General features: G+C 60.9%; 23 protein-coding genes and 1 riboswitch. Of the genes, 17 read left to right on the top strand and 6 right to left on the bottom strand.

From position 1 onward, the window contains the following. Nucleotides 1-146 precede the first annotated feature (146 nt). The 6 genes from BLV41_RS01230 (at nt 147) to BLV41_RS01210 (ending at nt 7,054) form a co-directional block, all read left to right on the top strand. A complete protein-coding gene (locus BLV41_RS01230; RefSeq protein WP_074709825.1) occupies nt 147-3,935 on the top strand; it encodes a multifunctional oxoglutarate decarboxylase/oxoglutarate dehydrogenase thiamine pyrophosphate-binding subunit/dihydrolipoyllysine-residue succinyltransferase subunit in 3,789 nt (1,262 codons plus the stop codon). Nucleotides 3,936-4,016: 81 nt separating this feature from the next. Next, nucleotides 4,017-4,616, top strand: coding sequence for a GDSL-type esterase/lipase family protein (locus BLV41_RS01225; RefSeq protein WP_074709822.1), 600 nt, complete (start codon nt 4,017-4,019; stop codon nt 4,614-4,616). A gap of 173 nt (nt 4,617-4,789) precedes the next feature. Then, nucleotides 4,790-5,611 carry a DUF4097 family beta strand repeat-containing protein gene (locus tag BLV41_RS01220; RefSeq protein ID WP_074709819.1) on the top strand — a complete coding sequence of 274 codons (822 nt, stop codon included), beginning with the start codon at nt 4,790-4,792 and terminating at the stop codon, nt 5,609-5,611. After that, on the top strand, nt 5,611-6,219 hold the full coding sequence (locus tag BLV41_RS01215; protein ID WP_074709816.1) for a PadR family transcriptional regulator: 609 nt from the start codon (nt 5,611-5,613) through the stop codon (nt 6,217-6,219). The genes BLV41_RS01220 and BLV41_RS01215 overlap by 1 nt, the downstream gene beginning before the upstream one ends. Nucleotides 6,220-6,313: 94 nt before the next feature. Beyond that, complete coding sequence (locus BLV41_RS22975; RefSeq protein WP_370800376.1) at nt 6,314-6,388, top strand: 50S ribosomal protein bL37; 75 nt, start codon at nt 6,314-6,316, stop codon at nt 6,386-6,388. Nucleotides 6,389-6,490: 102 nt separating this feature from the next. Then, entirely contained in the window at nt 6,491-7,054 is a 564-nt protein-coding gene (locus tag BLV41_RS01210; RefSeq protein WP_211481599.1) for a group III truncated hemoglobin, read from the top strand. Here the strand turns inward: BLV41_RS01210 and rsrA are convergent. Continuing rightward, nucleotides 7,051-7,311 (bottom strand): mycothiol system anti-sigma-R factor, encoded by a 261-nt coding sequence (rsrA, locus tag BLV41_RS01205; RefSeq protein WP_044575128.1) that lies wholly within the window; start codon nt 7,309-7,311, stop codon nt 7,051-7,053. The two genes, BLV41_RS01210 and rsrA, sit on opposite strands and share 4 nt — an antisense overlap. Before the next feature lie 2 nt (nt 7,312-7,313). Further along, the gene (locus BLV41_RS01200; RefSeq protein ID WP_074709814.1) at nt 7,314-8,075 is read right to left on the bottom strand and encodes a sigma-70 family RNA polymerase sigma factor; all 762 of its coding nucleotides are present in this window, start codon (nt 8,073-8,075) and stop codon (nt 7,314-7,316) included. A gap of 219 nt (nt 8,076-8,294) precedes the next feature. On the opposite strand from BLV41_RS01200, the gene BLV41_RS01195 reads away from it, so the two are divergent. The 8 genes from BLV41_RS01195 (at nt 8,295) to BLV41_RS01160 (ending at nt 17,083) form a co-directional block, all read left to right on the top strand. Then, nucleotides 8,295-8,810 carry a DoxX family protein gene (locus BLV41_RS01195; RefSeq protein ID WP_074713018.1) on the top strand — a complete coding sequence of 172 codons (516 nt, stop codon included), beginning with the start codon at nt 8,295-8,297 and terminating at the stop codon, nt 8,808-8,810. Between the two features lie 6 nt (nt 8,811-8,816). Continuing rightward, nucleotides 8,817-10,151, top strand: a complete 1,335-nt coding sequence (gene aroA, locus BLV41_RS01190) for a 3-phosphoshikimate 1-carboxyvinyltransferase (protein WP_074709811.1) — start codon at nt 8,817-8,819, stop codon at nt 10,149-10,151. A 4-nt stretch (nt 10,152-10,155) separates the two neighbouring features. Further along, on the top strand, nt 10,156-11,274 hold the full coding sequence (gene rsgA / locus BLV41_RS01185; protein WP_074709808.1) for a ribosome small subunit-dependent GTPase A: 1,119 nt from the start codon (nt 10,156-10,158) through the stop codon (nt 11,272-11,274). Between the two features lie 270 nt (nt 11,275-11,544). Further along, on the top strand, nt 11,545-12,360 hold the full coding sequence (gene hisN / locus BLV41_RS01180; protein WP_044575244.1) for a histidinol-phosphatase: 816 nt from the start codon (nt 11,545-11,547) through the stop codon (nt 12,358-12,360). Between the two features lie 159 nt (nt 12,361-12,519). Beyond that, nucleotides 12,520-12,633, top strand: a riboswitch (SAM riboswitch). Between the two features lie 42 nt (nt 12,634-12,675). Further along, nucleotides 12,676-14,088 (top strand): aminotransferase class V-fold PLP-dependent enzyme, encoded by a 1,413-nt coding sequence (locus BLV41_RS01175; protein ID WP_074709806.1) that lies wholly within the window; start codon nt 12,676-12,678, stop codon nt 14,086-14,088. 102 nt (nt 14,089-14,190) lie between these two features. Then, nucleotides 14,191-14,961, top strand: coding sequence for a class I SAM-dependent methyltransferase (locus BLV41_RS01170; protein WP_074709803.1), 771 nt, complete (start codon nt 14,191-14,193; stop codon nt 14,959-14,961). A 98-nt stretch (nt 14,962-15,059) separates the two neighbouring features. Beyond that, nucleotides 15,060-16,310: an Nramp family divalent metal transporter gene (locus BLV41_RS01165; protein WP_074709800.1), complete on the top strand. Its 1,251-nt coding sequence runs from the start codon at nt 15,060-15,062 to the stop codon at nt 16,308-16,310. Between the two features lie 17 nt (nt 16,311-16,327). Beyond that, the gene (locus BLV41_RS01160) at nt 16,328-17,083 is read left to right on the top strand and encodes a metal-dependent transcriptional regulator (protein ID WP_074709798.1); all 756 of its coding nucleotides are present in this window, start codon (nt 16,328-16,330) and stop codon (nt 17,081-17,083) included. Between the two features lie 44 nt (nt 17,084-17,127). Here BLV41_RS01160 and BLV41_RS01155 read toward each other — a convergent pair whose 3' ends face one another. The 3 genes from BLV41_RS01155 to BLV41_RS01145 form a co-directional block, all read right to left on the bottom strand. After that, complete coding sequence (locus tag BLV41_RS01155) at nt 17,128-17,541, bottom strand: YrdB family protein (protein ID WP_074709795.1); 414 nt, start codon at nt 17,539-17,541, stop codon at nt 17,128-17,130. Continuing rightward, the gene (locus tag BLV41_RS01150) at nt 17,538-19,181 is read right to left on the bottom strand and encodes an AMP-binding protein (protein ID WP_074709793.1); all 1,644 of its coding nucleotides are present in this window, start codon (nt 19,179-19,181) and stop codon (nt 17,538-17,540) included. The genes BLV41_RS01155 and BLV41_RS01150 overlap by 4 nt, the downstream gene beginning before the upstream one ends. 69 nt (nt 19,182-19,250) lie before the next feature. Further along, nucleotides 19,251-19,550: a DUF4193 domain-containing protein gene (locus tag BLV41_RS01145; RefSeq protein WP_044575155.1), complete on the bottom strand. Its 300-nt coding sequence runs from the start codon at nt 19,548-19,550 to the stop codon at nt 19,251-19,253. Nucleotides 19,551-19,851: 301 nt separating this feature from the next. Here BLV41_RS01145 and BLV41_RS01140 point away from each other — a divergent pair, with 301 nt between their 5' ends. The 3 genes from BLV41_RS01140 (at nt 19,852) to BLV41_RS01130 (ending at nt 21,762) form a co-directional block, all read left to right on the top strand. After that, nucleotides 19,852-20,244, top strand: a complete 393-nt coding sequence (locus tag BLV41_RS01140; protein WP_044575158.1) for a hypothetical protein — start codon at nt 19,852-19,854, stop codon at nt 20,242-20,244. Nucleotides 20,245-20,323: 79 nt separating this feature from the next. Then, entirely contained in the window at nt 20,324-21,058 is a 735-nt protein-coding gene (locus BLV41_RS01135; RefSeq protein ID WP_074709790.1) for a hypothetical protein, read from the top strand. Next, nucleotides 21,055-21,762, top strand: a complete 708-nt coding sequence (locus tag BLV41_RS01130; protein WP_139244173.1) for a hypothetical protein — start codon at nt 21,055-21,057, stop codon at nt 21,760-21,762. Before BLV41_RS01135 ends, BLV41_RS01130 begins: the two co-directional genes overlap by 4 nt. Nucleotides 21,763-21,912: 150 nt before the next feature. Here BLV41_RS01130 and BLV41_RS22735 read toward each other — a convergent pair whose 3' ends face one another. After that, the gene (locus BLV41_RS22735) at nt 21,913-22,041 is read right to left on the bottom strand and encodes a hypothetical protein (protein WP_280138569.1); all 129 of its coding nucleotides are present in this window, start codon (nt 22,039-22,041) and stop codon (nt 21,913-21,915) included. Nucleotides 22,042-22,082: the final 41 nt, after the last annotated feature.

Raw genomic sequence — 22,082 nt, 5'->3', positions numbered from 1 at the left:
CGCGGAAGGGGTTTGTTGGACCCCAATCACTTTCAAACAGGCTACGCAAGTTTGCGCCGACAGCATCCGCGAAGTAACTGGGTGCGGCCGGTCTATGCAACTTTGCAGAGCGGGCAATAAGAACTCATGGAAGAGGCGTAACACACGTGCCAGAGCAATCCATCCACCGTCTACCAGAAGAATTTGGCGGCAACGAGTGGCTCGTCGATGAACTGTACGAGCGCTACCAAAGCGACAAGAATGCAGTGGACGCAAAATGGTGGCCCCTCTTTGAAGGTTTCGCTGCAGATGACGCAGCAGGCAATGGCCGCCACACCGCAAACAATGTAGCTCCCGTTACGGCACAGATCCCGGTTGTAGTTGCACCGGTTCCTGCCGCAGCTGCCCCCAGCACGACGGCGACACCCGCCGCCGCTTCTCCGGCAGCCCCCGCCGCGGCCCCCAAGGCCCCGGCAGCTCCCCGTCCCCCAGCACCCGCAAAGGACGCGGCTCGCACCGGCGCGACGCCCATCCCGGCCCAGTTGCCCAAGACCGCCAAAGACAAGTCCGTTCCGGAAGAGTCAGTGAAGACTGTTCTGCGAGGACCTGCCAAGGCAATCGCCGCCAACATGGTTTCCAGCCTGGAAGTACCGACGGCCACCAGCGTTCGTGCCATCCCTGCGAAGCTGCTCATTGACAACCGTGTTGTCATCAACTCCAATCTGGCCCGTGCCCGCGGTGGCAAGGTTTCCTTCACGCACCTCATTGGCTACGCGGTCATCAAGGCCCTGGCCGCCTTCCCATCGATGAACGTCTACTACGACGAGATCGACGGCAAGCCTGTTGCTGTCCAGCCGCCGCACGTGAACTTCGGTATTGCCATTGACATGCCCAAGCCTGATGGCACGCGCCTGCTCATGGTGCCGAACATCAAGCGCTCGGAGACCATGAACTTCGCCGAGTTCTGGCACACCTATGAAGACCTCATCAAGCGCGCCCGTGCCGGCAAGCTGACTGCGGATGACCACTCCGGCACCACGGTCTCACTGACCAACCCCGGTGGTATTGGCACGGTGCACTCCGTTCCCCGTTTGTCCAAGGGCCAGGCAGCCATCATCGGCGTCGGCTCATTGGATTACCCGGCCGAGTACCAGGGTTCAAGCCCCAAGATCATCGCCCACAACGCCGTCTCCAAGATTTTGACGCTGACCAGCACCTATGACCACCGCGTCATCCAGGGTGCCGGCTCCGGCGAATTCCTGAAGAAGGTCCACCAGCTCCTGCTCGGTGCCGAGAACTTCTACGATGAGATCTTTGAGTCCCTTCGCATCCCGTATGAGCCTGTTCGCTGGAGCCTGGATCTTCAGGTTGACCCGGCCGACGAGATCAACAAGGTTGCCCGTATCCAGCAGCTGATCCACTCCTACCGCGTGCGCGGCCACCTCATGGCAGACACCGATCCCTTGGAGTTCGTCCAGCGCAAGCACCCCGACCTGGACGTGCTCACCTACGGCCTGACCCTGTGGGATCTGGACCGCGAATGGCCCACGGGCGGCTTCGGAGGCAAGTCCAAGCTCCTGCTGCGCGATATCCTCGGCGTGCTGCGCGATGCTTACTGCCGCACCACGGGTGTGGAGTACATGCACATTCAGGAACCGGAACAGCGTGAATGGTTCCAGAACGAGCTGGAGCACCCCTACTCCAAGCCGAGCCGCGAAGAGCAGCTGCGGATTGTCTCCAAGCTGAACTCCGCAGAAGCGTTTGAGACGTTCCTGCAGACCAAGTTTGTTGGCCAGAAGCGCTTCTCCCTGGAAGGCGGCGAATCCCTGATTCCGCTGCTGGACTCCATCATTTCTGATGCTGCCGACGACGGCTTGGACGAAGTTGCCATCGGCATGGCCCACCGTGGCCGCCTGAACGTTCTCACAAACATTGCTGGCAAAACCTATGCTCAGGTCTTCCGCGAATTTGAGGGCACCCAGGATTCTCGCAGTGTCCAGGGTTCCGGTGACGTGAAGTACCACCTCGGTACCGAGGGGACTTTCACCTCCGACGCCGGCAACGAAACCAAGGTTTACTTGGCGGCCAACCCGTCCCACCTGGAAGCCGTTGACGGCGTCCTTGAGGGCATTGTTCGTGCCAAGCAGGACCGTCTGGACCAGGGCGAGAACTTCCCCGTTCTGCCCATCATGGTTCACGGCGACGCCGCCTTCGCCGGTCAGGGTGTTGTTGCAGAAACCCTGAACCTGTCCCAGCTGCGCGGTTACCGCACGGGTGGAACCATCCACATTGTTGTCAACAACCAGGTCGGCTTCACCACGGCGCCGTCGTCCTCACGCTCCTCGGTGTACTCCACCGACGTTGCAAAGATGATTCAGGCTCCCGTCTTCCACGTCAATGGTGACGATCCCGAGGCTGTTGTCCGCACGGCACAGTTGGCCTACCAGTTCCAGCAGCGCTTCCGCAAGGACGTTGTCATTGACATGGTTTGCTACCGCCGCCGTGGTCACAACGAGGGTGACGATCCCTCAATGACGCAGCCCTTGATGTACAACCTGATCGAAGCCAAGCGTTCGGTGCGCCGCCTCTACACCGAGGCCCTCATCGGCCGTGGTGACATCACCGAAGAAGAAGCCACGCAGTTGCTGCGTGACTACCAGGAACGCCTGGAGCGGGTCTTCGCCGAAACGCACGCAGCCCAGACCTCCCCGATCCCGATCATCACGAAGGATTCGCAGGCAGTCGCCGGTCTTGAGCGCCCCATCGCGCAGCAGGCCGATTCCGGCGTCAACGATCCTCAGGTCACCGCCATCAGTGCGGCCACCCTGGCCAAGATCGGCGCAGCCCACCTTGCCGTTCCCGAAGGGTTCACAGTTCACCACAAGCTTCTGCCGCTGTTGGAAAAGCGTGAGGCAATGTCTCGCGAAGGCGGCATTGACTGGGGCTTTGGTGAGCTGAGCGCTTTTGGTTCGCTCCTCATGGAAGGTGTTCCTGTCCGCATGGCCGGGCAGGACTCACGTCGCGGCACCTTCGTGCAGCGCCACGCAGTCTTCCACGACCGCACCAATGGCAACGTCTGGACGCCACTGACGGAACTCAGTGACGATCAAGCCAAGCTGTGGATCTACGATTCCCTCTTGAGCGAATACGCTGCCATGGCGTTCGAATATGGCTACTCCGTTGAGCGCCCGGATGCATTGGTTGTTTGGGAAGCCCAGTTCGGTGACTTCGTCAACGGCGCCCAGACCGTCATCGACGAGTTTGTCTCCTCGGCCGAGCAGAAGTGGGGCCAGCACTCTTCGCTGGTTCTGATGCTGCCGCACGGCTACGAGGGTCAGGGCCCTGACCACTCATCGGCCAGGATCGAGCGCTTCATGCAAATGTGCGCCGAAGAGAACATGATTGTCGCCAACCCGACAACACCGGCCTCGCACTTCCACCTGCTCCGCCGCCAGGCCTACAGCCGTCCGCGCAAGCCGCTGATCATCTTCACCCCGAAGCAGCTGTTGCGCCTGAAGGCTGCGGCATCACCGGTTGAGGACTTCACCCAGGGCGGCTTCCGCCCCGTGATCGGTGACCATGCAGCGGTCGATAACAACGCCGTCGACCGTGTTCTGCTAGTCTCCGGCCGCCTGTACTACGATCTGCTCGCAGCTCGTGACAAGGCCGGCGACACGAAGGCCGTGATCGTCCGTGTTGAGCAGCTGTACCCGCTGCCGCTGGAGGAAATCAAGGCTGAGCTGGCCAAGTACCCGAACGCTGACGTTGTTTGGGCACAGGACGAGCCCGCCAACCAGGGTCCGTGGCCGTTCATGGGCTTGAACTTGGCACCTGAGCTGGATAAGAAGTTGGGCCGCGTTTCCCGCCCCGCCTCTGCCGCAACGGCAACGGGTTCGGCAAAGAACCACGCAGTCGAACTGACCATGCTGGTCAAGCAGGCTTTCGAACGTAACTAATGCACTACTGATGCCCGGTCTGCACCGTCAGGCCGGGCATCTTTTGTTTGCATTCAATTTTGCACAAAGAAGAGGGGTGCCGTGGAGAAGCGGGAACTGCGAATAGTAGCTGTAGGCGATGAATTGGTGGCCGGCGTGGGCGATCCCCGTGCACTCGGCTGGCTGGGCCGCGTACTAGCGCGGACTCCTGCCGATCAGGTGAGCGTGGAATCCTTCGTTTTGGCGTCCCCCAAGGAGGGAACCGAGGCGCTGGCTGGCCGCTGGCTGAATGAGGCCGGCCGCCGCTTCGATGACTTCCACGAGAACCGTCTGGTCATTGGCCTGTCCGGGCGAGACATTGAATATGGTTTGTCCACGGCCCGGAGCCGGCTGAACCTGGCCAACATTTTGGACGGTGCCACCCAACTGAACATTCCGGTGTTTGTGGTGGGTCCTCCGCCGTCGCTGGATCCCGCGTTAAACCGCAAGTTGGCCGAGCTCAACACGGCTTTTGCCGACGTGACCACGCGCCGCAAGCACCACTATGTTGACACCTTTACACCGCTGCAGAACCACGAGCAGTGGCGCAACGATGTGGCATCCAATGGCGGGTCGCCCGGACAAGCTGGTTACGGCCTCATGGCCTGGCTGGTTCTGCACCGCGGCTGGTACCAGTGGCTGGAAATCCCCGAGGCCTCATAAGCCAAGCAATCAACGCCCCCAGAGGATGCTCTGGGGGCGTTGTGCGTTTAAGGATGCCCGACGTGGAATCCATTGGGTTTGCGGACTATTTTCACGATATATCTTGATCCAGTGCGAAACGCGTTATATCGTATTAGATACAGACGCGATATAACGCGAACAGAGGAGAGGTCATGAGCCAGGAAATGTGGTCCATCAGTGAACCACAAACGCTTGAACTTGCTGGAGTAGCCGAGGTCAAGGTTGCCCTCATCAAGGGCAGATTCGACATTGTTGTCACCGAGGGAAAAACAACCACACTGGAAATCTCCGAGGTGGATGGGCAACCCCTTGAGGTCAGCTTCACCAATGGAACCCTGAAGGTGGAACACTTCAATTCCTCGAATTGGTTGCAGCGACTCATTAACTTTCAGCAGAACGCCACGGCTGTCATCAGCATCGCCGTTCCGGCTGGCACCCTTGTCACTGCAAGCACTGTTAATGCCGACGGAATGGTCAGCGGAAGCGCCCGGACCACCCTTCGCACGGTGACAGGATCCCTCATGGCTGACGCCACCGAGGGCTTGCTCACCCTTGACACCGTCAGTGGCGAGATCATTGCCCGTGACCATCGCGGAACACTCGTGGCAAAGAGTGTATCGGGCGATGTCATGGCCTCGGGAGACATGAGCGACATCCGGGCCAACACGGTCTCCGGAAATGTCAGCTTTGATCTTCACGGAGTCCCGGTTTCGCTCAATGCAAAATCCGTCTCAGGTGACATCACGGTCCGAATTCCACGCAATGTGGGCGTCTCGGTGAACGCCACGAGCGCTTCCGGAACCCTCTTGCTGGATCAGGAGCGCTTTTCCAATCTTGGCCAAAGCACGTCGGCCGCAACCGGCCCGGACACACCGCGCTTGAAGGCACACACAACAACTGTCTCCGGTGCCGTCACCATTGTGTACGCCGCAGAGGAGTCAACCAATCCGTCGCTGACCAAGGAGGGGTTCTAATGCCTCCCGTCTTTGCCCATGGCGCCCTGCGCCTGTACCTGCTTGCCGTCTTGGAGGAAGGCCCCCGCCACGGGTATGAGATTATCCGCGCCCTCAGCGACCGTTTTGGCGGCACCTACTCCCCTAGCGCGGGTACGGTCTATCCTCGACTGTCCAAATTGCAGGAAGAGGGGCTGCTGGACACCACCATGGACGGGCGCCGCACCGTATATGCCTTGACGGCAGCCGGCCGCGAGGAGCTTGACCGGCGTCGGCATGAGCTCACCGAGGTTCAGGCCAACATCGCCGCCTCTGTGCGCCGGCTCGCGGACGACATCCGTATAGAGGTTCAGGAAAATATGCGCAGCCTGCGCGCTGATCTTGCCGCCAGTGCCGAATCTGCCAGAAGCCAGTCTCGCCAAGCACCAAGGGCACCGCGCAACGAGCCGGCAGGATCCTCCAAGCTGCTCAAGGAGGCCGAGTTCACACTTCAACATTTCCGTGACGATCTGTTGATCGAGCTTCGATTGCACAATGCCCGTGCAGGCTTGGATGAACTGACAGTGACAACGCTGCGTACCGTGCTGGACCAGACGGCAACTGCCATCAAGTCAACGCTAAAGCACTAAAACGCCGCACCTCAGTTAGGTACGAATGTGCCACCTATGCGAAACTAGATGAGGATCGTTTTTGGAGATCTTTTTTTGATGATTGGAGGCAGCTATGTCGAAGCGTTCACGTAAGCGTCGGGATCGTAAGAAGGGCGGCGCTAACCACGGTAAGCGTCCCAACTCCTAAATCTTGACGTATTAAACAAAAGCCCGTCCCACCACCTGGTGAGACGGGCTTTTGTGTGCCAAAGAGCAAGCCCCCGGCCGCCGGGCTAAGCTGGGAGTTACCATGGAGACACCCGGAAAGAGACCAGCTGCGCAGCGCCGAAACCCACTGAACTCTGGGCGAACGGCGTCGGATATCAACCCCTATGCGCCGGCAGCAGGTCCTCCGCAGGCTTGGGCCGATCAGCCATTGGTTGGTTCCCAGCGTCGGGACATCGAAAATCGCGAGGATGTCGTGCTGCTCGTGGAAACGTTCTACACCAGTGCGTTCACCGATGATCTGATTGGGCCAATCTTCACCGAGGTGGTGCACATGGACCTGGCCGCGCACATGCCCATCATGGCCGACTTCTGGCAGACGGTGCTGTTCAAGGCCGGCCTCTACAATCGCAATGCGCTTGCCACCCATGTCAACATCAATGCCAAGGCGGCGCTGACGCTGGAACACTTCAACCGGTGGCTGCAGCTGTGGACGCTGACAGTTGACAGCCTTTTCATGGGGGAAAAGGCGGAACTCGCCAAGGTGCAGGCCCACCAAATAGGCGGGTCCATGCACCGTCGTCTCACGGGCAAGTCGGCCAGCAACTACGCAACTATTTCGCTGCGCCCAGAATCACGCATGCGCTAAACAGCGGCAGGACGGCCTTCGTGCAGCCGGGAGAGGATGGCGGCCTTAAGCGTTTCAGGGGCCGCTTCCTTGCAGGAGCGTTTGACGACGGAGCGGATCACGCATTCGAGATCATACTCACTGGCGCAATCGGTGCAGCCGTCGAGGTGTTCCTTGATCTCGCCCAGGTCCTCGCGAGACAGGGCCCCATCAAGGTATTCATAAATGCGTCCGATGCGTTGATCATCGCAATCGCCCAGGCTTTGGCAGTCGCCCATGGTTATTTCTCCGTTTCCGTCATGTGGTTGGTTTCTTTGATGTATCCGCGATCCACGGCATAATCAGCCAACATGTCACGCAATAGTTTCCGTCCCCGGTGCAACCGTGACATCACGGTGCCGATGGGGGTGTTCATAATTTCTGATATCTCTTTGTACGCAAAACCTTCAACGTCGGCGAAGTAGACCGCCAGCCGGAATTCCTCCGGAATGGACTGCAAAGCGCTCTTCACATCCGAGTCGGGCAAGTGGTCCAGGGCATCTGCCTCGGCCGATCGAAGTCCGCTTGAGGTGTGCGATTCGGCTCTAGCCAACTGCCAATCCTCAATGGAATCGGCATTGGACTGCAGAGGCTCGCGCTGACGTTTGCGGTACAGGTTGATGTAGGTGTTGGTCAGGATCCGGTACAGCCACGCCTTGAGGTTTGTCCCCGGCTTGTATTGGTGGAACGCTGAAAAAGCCTTGGTGTAGGCCTCCTGCACCAGGTCTTCGGCATCGCTGGGATTGCGGGCCATGCGCATGGCGGCCGAATACAGCTGGTCCACATAGACCATGGCATCGCGCTCAAAGCGCGCACGCCTAGCCTCAGGGGTCTCGTTGGCAACGTCAACATCTGCCACATCGGTGACAGCTGCCACGACAGGTGCGGCCTCTGCTGAGGTGGCGGTTTGCTCAGGCTCGGAAATGTTCATCACAGTCGAGTCTATGCTCAGACTCAGCTTCAGTGGTGCTGCTGAGGGTGCCGCGTGACTGAGTGTCTGCATTGCCGCCTTTCCTTCGCTGGGGTGATGTTGGCTTTACTTCGGGGATGCTTGGCCCTTCCACGGGCCACCATTAACGTTCTCAACACTTCAGCGCCCCGGGATATTCCACAAACTCCTCCTGTGCTCGGCAGACGTGGGAGACTTATACACAGCATGAGCCTCCCGCGAGGCGGCCCCGGCCGTGTTGTGGAGGCTGACCGCACCACTAAGGAGGCTTCCTTGTCCATTGTTCGCGTACTCGCCCGCCCCATGTTGGCGTCCTCGTTCATTTTCGCCGGCCTTGACCGCCTGCGCCACGCCGATTCGACCGCAGCGCAATTGGCGCCGGTCCTGCGTCCGCTGAGCGCAGCACTGCCGGTGAACGCCAGTGAAAAAACCCTGGCCCGGGTACTTGCCGGCACCCAGGTTGGCGCCGGGGTGTTGTTGGCCACGGGCAAGTTCACCCGGCCTGCCGCCGTCGTACTGGCCCTGACGGCAGGGCTGACCACGGCGGTGGAATACCGCAGTTCGGACACCACAACCAAGGAAAACCGGTCGCACCGCCGCAACCAGCTGACCAAGAACATTGGATTGATTGGTGGCGCGCTGCTAGCCAGTGTGGACACCGCCGGTCGCCCCGGCCTGGCTTGGCGAACCGAAAAACTGATCGCGAGCGGCAAAAAGACGGCCGCCACCCAGCTGAAAAACGCGGACAAGTCGGTCCGCTCGCTTGCACACGACGTGACAGGACACTAATTACCCATGACCTACGACCTTTGGCCCGCCCCATTTTCAGCTACACCCTTGGAAGCCACCGTCACCATCCCGGCCTCCAAATCGCTGACCAACAGGTATCTGGTACTCGCGGCGATTGCCGACGGTGAATCCCGACTGCGGGCACCTCTCCAATCCCGCGATTCAGATCTGATGATCGGGGCCCTGCAGGCTTTGGGCGCCACCATCACCGAGGTCCCCGGCAGCGGCGAGGTTCCAGATTTGGTGGTCACCCCCATTCCGTCCGGTTTCGCCGCACCCGAGGGCGGCATTGCCGTTGATTGCGGACTGGCTGGAACTGTCATGCGTTTTGTCCCGCCGCTGGCGGCGCTGGTCACCGGTGCCGTCAAGTTCGACGGCGATCCTGCCGCGTTGGTGCGCCCCATGGCTCCCATTGTGGCCGGGTTGGAAGGGCTCGGCGTGATGATCGAAGGCGGAGAGGACGGCTTCTTGCCGTTCACCGTGCACGGCACCGGGGCTGTTGCAGGCGGGCACGTGAAAATCGATGCGGGCAGTTCCTCCCAATTCATCTCGGCGCTGCTTCTGGTGGCTTGCCGCTTCGCAGATGGCCTGCATCTGGAACACACAGGCGATTCCGTCCCCAGCGTGGACCACATTTCCATGACGGTGGAAATCCTGCGCTCCATGGGAGTGGTGGTGGATAATTCCACCCCCAAGCACTGGATTGTCCAGCCCGGCCCCGTTGCGGCGTTTGATGTTCTCCTGGAGCAGGACCTCTCCAACGCCGGTCCTTTCCTCGCCGCCGCGCTGGCAACCCGCGGAACCGTGAGCATCCCCAACTGGCCCGCCGACACCACCCAGGTGGGCGACAAATGGCGTGAAATTTTGCCGCAATTTGGTGCAACCGTCACGCTCAAAGACGGCACCCTGACAGTCACAGGCGGTGAGGAAATCCGCGGCGTTGATCTCTCCGACACTTCCGAGCTGGCCCCGTCCGTGGCAGCCCTCTGTGCCCTAGCGTCAACGCCGTCGCGCCTGAGGGGAATTGCCCACCTGCGCGGTCATGAAACGGACCGCTTGGCAGCCCTGGTTGCCGAGATCAATGCCCTGGGAGGTGACGCTGCGGAAACTGAGGACGGGCTCATCATCAACCCCGCTCCCCTGCGCGGCGGCATCTTCCACAGCTACCACGATCACCGCATGGCTACGGCGGGTGCCATCATCGGGCTGGCCGTGCCCGGCGTCGAGGTTGAGAACATCGCCACCACGTCCAAGACCATGCCCAACTTTCCCTCCATGTGGGAGGCCATGGTGTCACAGACAGCAGTAGCCAACACCGCGTCGGCCGGGGCAGAGGCGTAGGACCATGGCAAGGGATTACAGCAACTGGGACGAATCAAACGTCCGGGTCAGGGCCAACAAGAAAGGCAGCCGTCCGCGCACCAAGGACCGCCCGGCCCATGAGGATGCAGTCATTGGCCGGATCGTCACGGTTGACCGGGGCCGGTATACGGCCATCGTGGATGAGAACCTGCCCACCGAACGCACCCTGATCGCCGCACGTGCCCGCGAACTACGCCGCAATCCAGTGGTGGCCGGCGATTTCGTGGCACTCGTGGGCGATGTTTCCGGCAAGCCGGACAGCCTTGCCCGGCTGGTTCGGATTGAGGAACGCCGCACGCTGCTGCGCCGCAGCGCCGACGACACCGACCCCGTTGAGCGCGCTGTCGTGGCCAACGCCGATCAGCTGGTCATTGTGGTCGCCGCGGCAAACCCCGAACCACGCACGGGCTTCATCGACCGGGCGCTCGTGGCTGCCTACGATTCCGGCATCGCTCCGCTGCTGTTGATCACCAAGACTGACATCAAGGATCCGGCGGAGCTGCTGGCCAATTACGAACACCTGGACATGACTGTCATCATCAGCCGCACGGCTGCGGACGGCGCCTCAGGCATCGACGCCCGCAGCGACGACGGCGACTCCGCACTGCTCGCAGGCGGCGCCGTCGAACAACTTCACGGCTACCTTGACGGCAAGGTCAGCGTGATGGTGGGGCACTCGGGCGTTGGAAAGTCCACCATGGTCAATGCCCTGACAGGTTCGCAGAGAGCTACCGGTGGCGTCAACGCCGTGACGGGCCGTGGCCGCCACACCTCGTCCTCGGCACTCGCGCTGCGATTGCAGGATGCAGCGCCGGGCTCCTGGATCATCGATACTCCCGGTATCCGTTCCTTCGGGCTGGCCCACGTCAACCCGGACAGGATCCTGCACGCCTTCCCCGATCTGCAGCCCGGCACCGACAATTGTGAACGCGGCTGCAAACATGACACGGCGGCGGTCAACTGCGGTCTGGATCCCTACGTGGCGAACGGTCACGCGGGCCCCTCAGGCCCGGCACGCCTGACATCTCTGCGCCGCCTCTTTGGCACCAGCGATCGTACCGAGGGGCGTGCCGCAGAAAAGGAACTGGGCATCATCGATTAGTTCGCAACACCGGGCTCGGCGCCGCCGCCGTAAAATTATGCGCTGAACCCGCCATCAGTCCTGCGCATAAACACTTTTGCGCAGGACTCGCGGTCGGTTGTGCGCATAACATCTCAAGATTTTAGTTATGCGCATTGCCTGGACCCAGTTCAGCGCATAAGTCCATCAAAATTGGAGCCAACTCCGGCTGCCGCAGGTTCAGCTGGCGTTCAGGCACCGGAATGGGCGTCGGAACGCGTGTTTGGCCCAAACCGCGATAGCGTGATGTACATGACGATTGAACCCCAGACGTACAACGACGACCTCCGCCTGGCCCATGTTTTGGCGGACAGCGTGGATTCGCTGACCATGGCCCGTTTCAAGGCCCTTGACCTGGAAATTGAGACCAAGCCCGACCTGACCCCCGTGACGGATGCCGACAAGGCTGCCGAGGAGTCCATTCGCAGCCAGCTGGCCCGGGTTCGCCCGCGCGATGCTGTTTTGGGCGAGGAGTTTGGCAGCAGCGGGCACGGGTCACGGCGCTGGATTATCGATCCGATTGATGGCACCAAGAACTTTGTGCGCGGCGTTCCGGTCTGGGCAACGCTGATTGCCCTCGTCGACGACGGTGTTCCCGTGGTTGGCCTGGTGAGCGCACCGGCATTGGGCAAGCGCTGGTGGGCCGCACAGGGAACGGGCGCTTACATGGGCAAGTCCCTGGCGGCTGCTACCCGTATCCGGGTCTCCAACGTCGCCGAGCTCAAGGACGCCTCACTGTCCTACTCCTCCTTGTCCGGATGGGCCGAGCGCGGCAACCGTGACGAGTTCATCTCACTCACCGACGACGTGTGGCGCACGCGCGCGTACGGGGACTTCTGGTCCTACTGCATGGTGGCCGAGGGTGCAGTGGACATTGCCTGCGAGCCCGAACTCAACCTCTATGACATGGCCGCTCTAGTCCCGATCGTCACGGAGGCAGGCGGGCGATTCACCTCCCTCGAGGGAGCCGACGGCCCCTTCGGCGGCAACGCGCTGGCCACAAACTCCATCCTCCATACCGAGGTTCTTGCCCGTCTGAATCCCAAGTGGGATGACCTGCTGGGCTAATTCATAGGTTGAAACACAAGTGAGTTAAGAACGACGGCGGCATTCCGCCGTCGTTCTTTTTTGCCCCCTTCCCGCGGTTTCCCACTGCGCAGCGCCCCCGGCGTCAAGCAGCGTAACAAACACGCCTTCGGCTCTCGGTGGGCTAATCTTTTGGGCATAGGTCACGAGTGCCAGCGCTAAACCCCGGTTTGCTGGCCGGCAACCCTCCTTTCGCGGCGGGGTGCCCCGGGTGACGACCTGGCCAGACCGGAGCGGTCATGGCAAGCGCGGACTTTTGGGCACACCCCCAGGTCCAAGGTGTCAAAGGATTTACTCATGAGCCATGCCCTGTTGGAAAAGACCTCTTTGGCGAAGTCGCCGCTGCTGCCCGTTGTGGGTCACGATCTTGCGGCACCGCTGATTCAGGGCGGACATGTGCGGTATGCCAACCTCGACTATGCCGCTTCTGCACCCGCCGTGGAGGAAGTGGCTGCACACCTGAACGAGGTTTTGCCGTTCTACGCCAGTGTGCACCGCGGGGCCGGATTCGCTTCGCAGGTAAGCACCTCGGTCTATGAGAATGCGCGGCGAATCGTTGCTGATTTTGTGGGGGCACGCGCGGATGACACCGTCATTTTCACTCGCAACACCACTGACTCCTTGAACCTGTTGGCTGGCTGCGTGGAGAGCATCCTGAAGGCGCGAGGTTACGCGGAGGGCCGGTCCAATGTCCACGGCGAGGTGCTGTATTTGGACATCGAGCACCACGCAAACCTGCTTCCCTGGCAGGGACTGCCGCACCGTTCAGTTGTTGCGGCTGCGTCCATTGCGTCCACGCTGGCCCGGGTTGAAACTCAGCTGCGTGCAGGGAATGTGTTGCTGTTGGCAGTCACCGGCGCCTCGAACGTCACCGGTGAGGTGCTGCCCGTGGCGGAACTGGCCGACCTTGCGCACCGCTACGGCGCCCGGATCGTGGTGGACGCCGCACAGCTGGCCCCACACCGGAGGATCGATCTGAGCGCCACCGGGGTTGATTATGTTGCGTTCTCCGGACACAAGCTCTATGCACCCTTTGGAGCAGGCGTGCTGGTGGGCCGTTCGGACTGGCTCGATTCCGGCGCGCCTCATCTGGCGGGCGGCGGAGCTGTGAAGGAAGTCCGGCTTGAATCTACCAGCTGGACGATTGGCCCGGCCCGCCATGAAGGCGGCTCCCCCAACGTGCTGGGGGCGGCAACGCTCGCCAAGGCGGCCTCCATACTGGCCGAACTCGATGCCGATCAGTGGCACACTCATGAACAGCTGCTGCGCGAACACCTGGTCACCGCTTTTGAAACACTCGAGGGCGTCACTGTTCACTCGCTCTTCTCCGATGCGGACACGCATCCGGAGTGCGGAAGCATCGGCGTCGTGAATTTCTCTGTCACGGGCTACGACGCAGGGCTGGTGGCTGCCTACCTCTCGGCCGAACACGGAGTGGGCGTGCGCGACGGCAAGTTCTGCGCACACCCACTCTTGAACCGCCTCGGCCTGCCGGCTGGTTCCCTGCGGGCCAGCTTCGGAGTGGGCTCACGCCTGGACGATGCTCAGCGCTTGGTCGACGGCGTTGCCGCCCTCCTGCGCGACGGCTTGGGCTGGGACTACGTGGTCGACGCCGGCCGCTGGGTCCCGGCCAACGACGAGCGGGAATACCCTGAATGGGCGCCCAACACACCAGGCACAGCAGGCGCCGCCCCCTGCACCACCGACTGACCCCTCCAGACGCCGCATCGCCTCGCCTCGCGGGAGGGGTGCGCGCCCTGCTCCGCGGTAAAGTTGAACGGCACTACCGGCACAACTTTTTCAGGAGCGTACATGGCAGGCACCGGCGGACCGGTCTTTGACGCGGAACGGCGCAAGCACATGGCAACGGCTTTCCTTGCTGGCGGCGATCACTACCATAGAGTCCGCCCGGGCTATCCGGAAGAGTCCCTGGGTTGGCTTGTCGAGAAGACTGGCCAGCACATTGAGAAGGCCCTGGACGTAGGGGCCGGCACGGGCAAGTACACGCAGTTGCTGGCCCGCCACGGGTGGGCCATTACGGCCGTAGACCCGTCGGTGGACATGCTGGCCCAGCTGGCCGCCGACCTCCCCCAGGTCACCACTTTGGTGGGGACCGCGGAGCACCTGGCCCTCCCCGATGCCAGCGCTGACCTTGTGGTTGTGGCACAGGCCTGGCATTGGTGCGACCCGCTGGCTGCCAGCACGGAGATCGCGCGGGTGCTCCGAAGCAACGGAACCCTGGGCCTAATCTGGAACCAGCTCGACGTCGGAATCCCCTGGGTTCACCGACTGGCACGGATCATGCACGCCGGGGACGTCCACAAGCCTGATTTTAGTCCGGAGGTGGGCCCGGAGTTTTCCCTGGCCGAACCGTTGGACACACCCTGGGTCCAGGCCGTGACGGCCGAGGAGATCATGGAACTGGCGAAATCCCGCAGCTATTACCTCAAGGCATGCGAGACGGTCCGCGAAAAAGTTATGGGCAATATGCGCTGGTACTTGTTTGACCATCTGGGTTACGCACCGGGCGAGGTCCTCGATTTGCCCTACGTGGCACAGACGTGGCGCGCCTACAAGGCCTAGCCGAGGGAACCCGCACGGCCACCTCTCGACAAGGAAGACCCCTTGATCTACTATTTCGGTATGCCTAAACTATGGGTTGAGGTAACTCGAAGGGTCTGATAGTGCTCGAAACCAAGGTAAAGCCCCTGCGCAAATCCCGAGGCGGCTTGGTCCTGCTTCTTGGACCGGCCTTCGTGGCTGCCATTGCCTACGTCGATCCCGGGAATGTTGCCGCCAACCTGACGTCCGGGGCAAGCTACGGCTATCTTCTGGTGTGGGTGCTGGTTGCCGCCAACCTCATGGCCATGCTGGTGCAGTACCAGTCGGCCAAGTTGGGCGTGGTGACGGGCAGGTCACTGCCCGAACACCTGGGCCGGCGGTTCAAGACCAAAAGCCGGCGCCTGTATTGGGTTCAGGCGGAGCTTGTTGCGATGGCCACCGATCTTGCCGAAGTGGTGGGCGGGGCCATTGCCCTGAACCTGCTGTTTCACGTCCCCCTCCCTGTCGGCGGGCTCATTGTTGGCGTCTGCTCCATGGCACTGCTGACGGTACAGAACCGCCACGGCCAGCGGTATTTCGAGTCAGCCATCATCTTCCTCCTGATCATTGTCACCATCGGCTTCCTGGCCGGACTCGTTCTAAGCCCACCGGATCCAGCCGGCATGGTTGGCGGCCTGGTGCCCCGATTCCAGGGCTCCGAGAGCATCATGCTGGCCGCGGGCATGCTCGGGGCAACTGTCATGCCACACGCCATTTATCTCCACTCCCAGCTGGCCAAGGACAGGCATCCTGACGCTCGCAGCACCCCCGCCCGCCTGCGGCAGATCGTTAAGGCGACGCGGGCCGACGTCGTCCTTGCCCTCCTGCTTGCGGGAGCTGTCAACATTGGCATGCTCTTGCTGGCCGCGTCGACCTTGGGAGGTATCGCCGGTACGGACTCCATCGAAGGCGCCCACGCGGCGATCGTGAACAGCTTGGGCCCGGTGATCGGCGTCGTATTTGCGATCGGGCTGCTGGCTTCCGGGCTGGCGTCTACTTCAGTGGGCGCCTATGCGGGAGCCACCATTATGCACGGGTTGCTCAAGGTCCGGATCCCGTTGCAGGCCCGGCGTCTTGTCAGTCTGGTGCCTGCCATTGTGTTGCTTTCGGTGGGCGTGGATCCCACCTGGGCGTTGATCGTGAGTCAGATTGTCTTGAGTTTCGGCATCCCCTTTGCTTTGATCCCACTCCTGCGCCTGACCTCGAGCAAGGAGATCATGGGCGAACACCGGGACGGGCTGGTGCTGCGGCTCGCGGCCCTGATCAGTGTGGTGCTGATTGTGGCACTGAATGCACTCCTGCTGTGGTTGACCTTTACGGGGCAGGGCTAGCGGGTAGGGTTGAGAACGTGAAACATTCTGCAAATTCCTCCAGCATCGAAGACTACGTCAAGGTCATTTATGCCTACACGGAGTGGCAGGACAAGCCAATTACCTCCAGCGCGCTTGCCACCCGGCTGGGAGTGGCAAACTCCTCGGTCTCGGAGATGGTGCGCAAGCTCAAGGACCAGGGCTTGGTTGATCACGAGCCTTACAGCCCCATTCACCTCACCGCCAAGGGCTTGACCTTGGCATTGTCCATGGTGCGCCGGCACAGGCTGCTGGAAACTTATTTGGTGCGCGAGCTCGGATACAGCTGGGACGAGGTTCACGACGAGGCCGAACAGCTTGAACACGCTGTTTCAGAAAACTTTATTGAGCGCATGAGCGCCAAGCTGGGGCATCCAAGCCGCGATCCTCACGGCGACCCCATCCCGGACGCTCAGGGTGGCATCACCATGGTCCCGTCGCACCGCCTCGATGAGCTGGACCCTGGCCACACCGGTCGCATTAGCCGCATCAGCGATCACGACCCCGAGCTCCTGCGCCATCTCGAATCGATTGGCATTGGTGTCGACACGCTTGTTACCGTCCTGGGTCAACCGCGCTTTGGCGCCGGCCTGCAAATCGCCCTGCCCCAGGCCAAGAACGACGCCGGACCCTTGACTTTGAGCGATGAAGTTGCGGCCTCGCTGTGGCTGGCTTCGGAGGGATCGCACCCGGATTGTTCCGTCCAGGAAGTTACCGGAGGCTCCTTGATGAATCCTTATACCGCGGCACGCTAGTTCTGACCGGTGGCGTTTGCCGTCCCGTTCATTTGGGGCGGGTACTAGCTTCGAAGGATGAGTGATGCGGCGAAATTAGCCGCGGCCAAAACCAACATCACGATGCCCAGAGCTGTTGAGCCAACGGTGAGCAGGGCAAGGGCCGCCGCGAGGAAAAGCCCCAAGGCCAGCCAGCGGACAAGGTCCGGGCTAAGGCGCCTTTCGCTGCGGGGGGCCATGAATGCACCCCAGAACACCACCACCACAGCCGGTACGCCTAGGCCCAGAATTAAATGCCAGGGGCTTTCTTGTTTGAAGCCCCAAAACAAAAGTGCGGCAACCATGCCCACTTCAAGGGCAAACCCCAAAACTTTGTTGGTGCCGTCCGCCACTGGCCTGATGCTTGCCGGATCCATTCCGGCGGCCTTGGCCTTCGTGGCGATGCGATTCTTCAAGGATCCTCCTGCGGTCCGAGTCATGGGCGCCCCATGGCGGCACGTTCACGGCGCAGGACATAGCGCTGAACTTTTCCGCTGGGCGTCTTTGGCAGCTCCGGCACGAAATGGACCCGGCGCGGATAGGCGTGGGCTGCAAATCGGGTCTTCACGAGCGTCTGCAGCTCAAGAACCAGCTCATCCGAGGCTAGCGTGGGGTCACGAAGCACCACGAACGCTTCGAGGACTTCACCACGAATCTCATCGGGTGTCCCAATCACTGCGGCTTCAACCACACTCGGGTGCGTGACAAGGACCGATTCCACGTCGAAGGGTCCAATGCGGTAACCCGCCATGATGATGACATCGTCATCACGGGAGGAGAAATAGATGAAACCGTCCTTGTCCCGGCGGCCCGTGTCCCCAGTGACGTACCACTGGCCGTCGCTGCTGTACCGCTCAGCGGTCTTCTCGGGTGCATCCACGTAAGCCGTAAACCACATGAAGGGGCTTCCTGCCACGTTGATGGCAACGCGTCCGGACTCTCCATCAGCGGCCGGCACGTCTTCGTTGTCTGCGAGGACATCTACGCTCCATCCCGGCAGCTGCACCCCCATGGAGCCGGGGCGCAGGGGCGATTGCAAACCTTCGGCCCATGCATTGCCCGCCACCATGCCATGTTCTGTCTGCCCGTAGTGGTCATGGACCTCCAACCCGAAGGCGTCACGACTCCACGCGATGACATCAGGTGTCAAGGGCTCGCCAGCACTCGATGCACGGCGCAGCCTGTGGGACTTCTCGGGTGTGGATCCTGCCCGTAGCGACCTGTACACGGTGGGGGCGGCCGCGAAGTTGGTGACGTGGAATTTATCCAAGACGGCCCACGTCAAGTCCGGACTAAAACTGGCCGCCAGGAGCAGCGAGCGGTTGCCGGCGGCGAGAGGGGCCAAGAGCGCATAGTACAGCCCGTAGGCCCACCCGGGATCGGCCGCATTCCAGAAAACATCGTCATCTCGAACGTCCAGGCCAAAGCTTTGGTAGCCAACAAAGGAGGCCACCGCGCCCAAGGTAATGGGGACTCCCTTGGGTGTCCCGGTGGTTCCAGACGTGAAGAGTTGCGCAAGGGTGCCGCCACCGCCAACGGCGACAGGTCCGGCGTCGTACGCCTCGGTGTCGGCAAAGGCGCCCGTCCCGGCCGTCATCTCGGCTAGCGAGAGATCGTAGCCAAAGGCGTCGCCACGGGCAACAATCACAGGACGCGAGGCGTCCGTCGGGACTTCACCAGGAGGCAGGAGCTTGCGTCGCTGGTCGGCGTCGCAGATCACCAGACGCGCGCCGCTGGACTGCAAGCGGAATTCGATGGCGTCGTGCGCAAACGCCGTGAAGAGGGGCACATCTACCGCACCCAACCGCCAGATGCCCAGAAGGGCGATCACCAGCTCGGCAGATTTGGCCATCAGCGTGGCCACGTGATCACCGCGACGAACACCCAGGGAGGCCAAGGAAGCGGCGAACTGCGTGGATTTCTCCCGCAGCTCGCCGTAACTAATGTCTTCGCTGCTTAGATCGGCGGAGACAACGCTCAAGGCAATGTCTCCAGCCGGATGCCGGTCGCACAAGAGCTCGGCAGCATTTGCGCCGGGCACAGCGAAAGTGTCAAGAAGCTCCTGCACACTAGCCGTCATGATCTGCTCCCTCGCATTGGAAATGCAGCATTGGAACTACAGCATTGCTACTACAGCGCTAGCCGTAATTTAGCCTTCACAGTCCTTGCAGTAGAACAGGCCGTTCTTTTCGCGTGCCACCTGGCTGCGGTGGCGGACGAGGAAACATGATGAACAGGTGAATTCATCGTCCTGGGCCGGGATGACCTGAATGATGAGCTCTTCGTTAGAGAGGTCAGCACCCGGCAGGTCAGTGCCTTCGGCCGTATCTGAATCTTCGACGTCAATGTGCGCCGTCTGAGCACCGCCACGCTGAACCTGAAGCGCCTGAAGCGACTCTGTCTCGTGGTCTTCGTCCTTGTTGCGGGGTGCGTCGTAATCCGTTGCCATGCGGTTTTCATACTCCTGAAGTGCTCGTGGTATTGGCTGGGTCTTTCAGCGCCTTATCATAGCCCCTGCAGGCTTGATTCGTACCCTTACTACCCCGTTGTTTTCCCACAGCATAGGGGATGACTTTGAAATTTGTTGAGTTCTCGCGATTTTTTTTGAAGATTTCTTTGATGCGGCGCGTAGAAGTGGCCATTCTCACGGCCGATCGGGCTGGTTATTGCCGCAAGGGAGCCCCTCTTCTGGAGAATTTTCGACGCCGCGAATCGCCACCGCGATCCCTTCGCCTTATCCTTGAGAGAACATGGCAAACAACTCTTCCTCAAACGCTTCGCTCAATCGTCGGCAAGTGGCTCAGGCCCTTAACATTCCGCCCGAGATGGCAGTCCGTAACGGCATCCCTTCACGCATGAGCGCCGCCGAGGTGGCCGCCATCGATGCCAACCCTCCGTCATGGCTGGCGCAGTCTCGTGCAAACGCCACGGGCAAGCGACCTGTCTGGGTCGAGTTGCGCTGCTACCTGTGCGATTTCCTTGAGGTGGCCCGGCCCAAGAAGTGGTGGCCTGAATTCACTTACGTGATCTGCGATTTCCACGACAATGACGAACTTCCCACCCCTCCCGCCGGTTGGCGCCGAAGCGAGTACGACGGCGTTGGTGGCCGTTTCCGAGGGATAGTTGATTCCCTCGATCCCTAAGAGTGGTCAATGTAGGCCTGCAGTCGAGCGAACGCCCGACTTTTTTGTTGGCGGTTCACCAACGAGTAGGATTCTAGCCGTGACAGTGCCGGCGAAACTATTTCAACAGTGGCTCAACGCAGTGGCTGGCGATACCAGCCATGCCGCAGTGTGCCGCGCTGCCGGAATAAAGCGTTCAACCCTGGCTCAGCAGTTGGTGCGTGGAAGAGTCTCACTTGCCACGGTCGCCGCTGTGAGCCGGTCACTGGACTTGCCTGTGGTGCAGTCACTCGCGGATTTCCCGGCTTTTGAAGATCTTCCCGCAGGGGTCAAGGCTCCCAGCGACGCGGAATTGTTGAGTCAGATTTCCGATGCAAATCTTCTGACGGAAATCCTCAACCGCAACCTTGCCGCCGAACACGGCGTGAAACCCGATCCAATTGAACTGGCACCTGCCCCGCACCGTTCCTCGGTCCGGGCATGGCTGGATGCCGTTGATACCGCGGACCTTCGTCAGAAGGTGGCCCGGCAAGCATCTATCGCTCCTCAAAACCTTTCAGCACAGATCTCCGCCAACCGATTGACTCCCGAACTGGCCATAGAAAGCGCTCGGATTGCCGGCGTCGGACTGACCAACGGACTGGTTTCCACAGGGTTTCTCACACCGACAGAGGCTGGCTGGGCACCCGAGGCAAGGGCGGCCGCATTGCGAGCTACAGCCAATAGCGTCCTGGCTTCTTTGGCCGCCCAACGTCTTGAATCCTTGAGCCGCATCCTGCGACGATCCGAAGATGATTCAGATGCCGCACAAAGTGTTTGGGAGAACCTGGGATGAGCATGATTTTGCAGTGGACGGCATTGTTGGTCTGTGTTGCTTGCTCGGTTTGGCGTTTTCCCGCCATGCTCAAGGGACGTAACCGCGGCTTGTTCTGGTCATTTGTGGCCGCATCCATGTGTGTTGCCCTGAGCATCCCTGGCATCTACTTGCCGGTTGATGCCCTATTGGGTGGCAACAATTTTGCCAATGTCATTCTTCGACTCAGCCTCTTTTCGGTCTTCTTCCTCATCTCGGGCAAGATCGCCGCGGCCTACAATTCAGCCACTGCTGTGAGGCTCGTTCGAGGCCCTGTCGGGATAGTTGTCTTGGCAATCTGTTCCGCTGGAATTTGGATCACGTACTTCCTCTCGGATTTACACGGTTCCAGCACTGGATTAGTGGGCTTTTTTGATCAGCCGTCAGTCACCTACTACATGCGTTTCGGGTTCGTCTACATGGCGTATGTGTCTGCGTGCCTTGTTGTGCCTACGGCTAAGGCAGCCATGTCACAGCGGCAGGTGTTGGACCGGGCAGCGGCGTCGTTCATGAGCCTTGGCTTCCTCTTGGTTTGTTTGACCATCCCTGTGCAATTTTCGCCGCTTCATGGTTCGAGCCTCATGAAGATCATCTCTTTCAGCTCCATCATCTGCGTGGCCGCGGGACTTGCGATGGTGTGGATTTCCTTTATGCGACGCCCGGCCCTTGGACATATACGCACCTAACGTGCATATTTCAGGTCGAGGGAGATGGGCATATACACTTTTCCATTAGTTTCTGTCATAATTATGAATGTGTGAACAAAGTTTGCCCGCCGTGGCACACAAAACTTTGGGGGTGAGTGGTGGCTCGGTTTTTACCGACCCACCACTCAATTATTTAAGGTCGTTGAGCTGGTTCATGACCCAGTCGTTGCCGCACGGCACCCACCGGCGAATGGCTTGTGAGAGTGCCAGGAAATCCTCCAGCGCCTCCCTGCCGTTTCCCCATCGCAACTCCCCCATGGGCCTCCTGCGGCGCCGTAGGCGGTGTGTCGCCTCCAGTC

This window comes from Arthrobacter alpinus, from assembly GCF_900105965.1.
Classification (GTDB): domain Bacteria; phylum Actinomycetota; class Actinomycetes; order Actinomycetales; family Micrococcaceae; genus Specibacter; species Specibacter alpinus.
The sequence above is the reverse complement of the archived record's forward strand: the minus strand, read 5'-3'. Positions and strand labels throughout refer to the sequence as shown.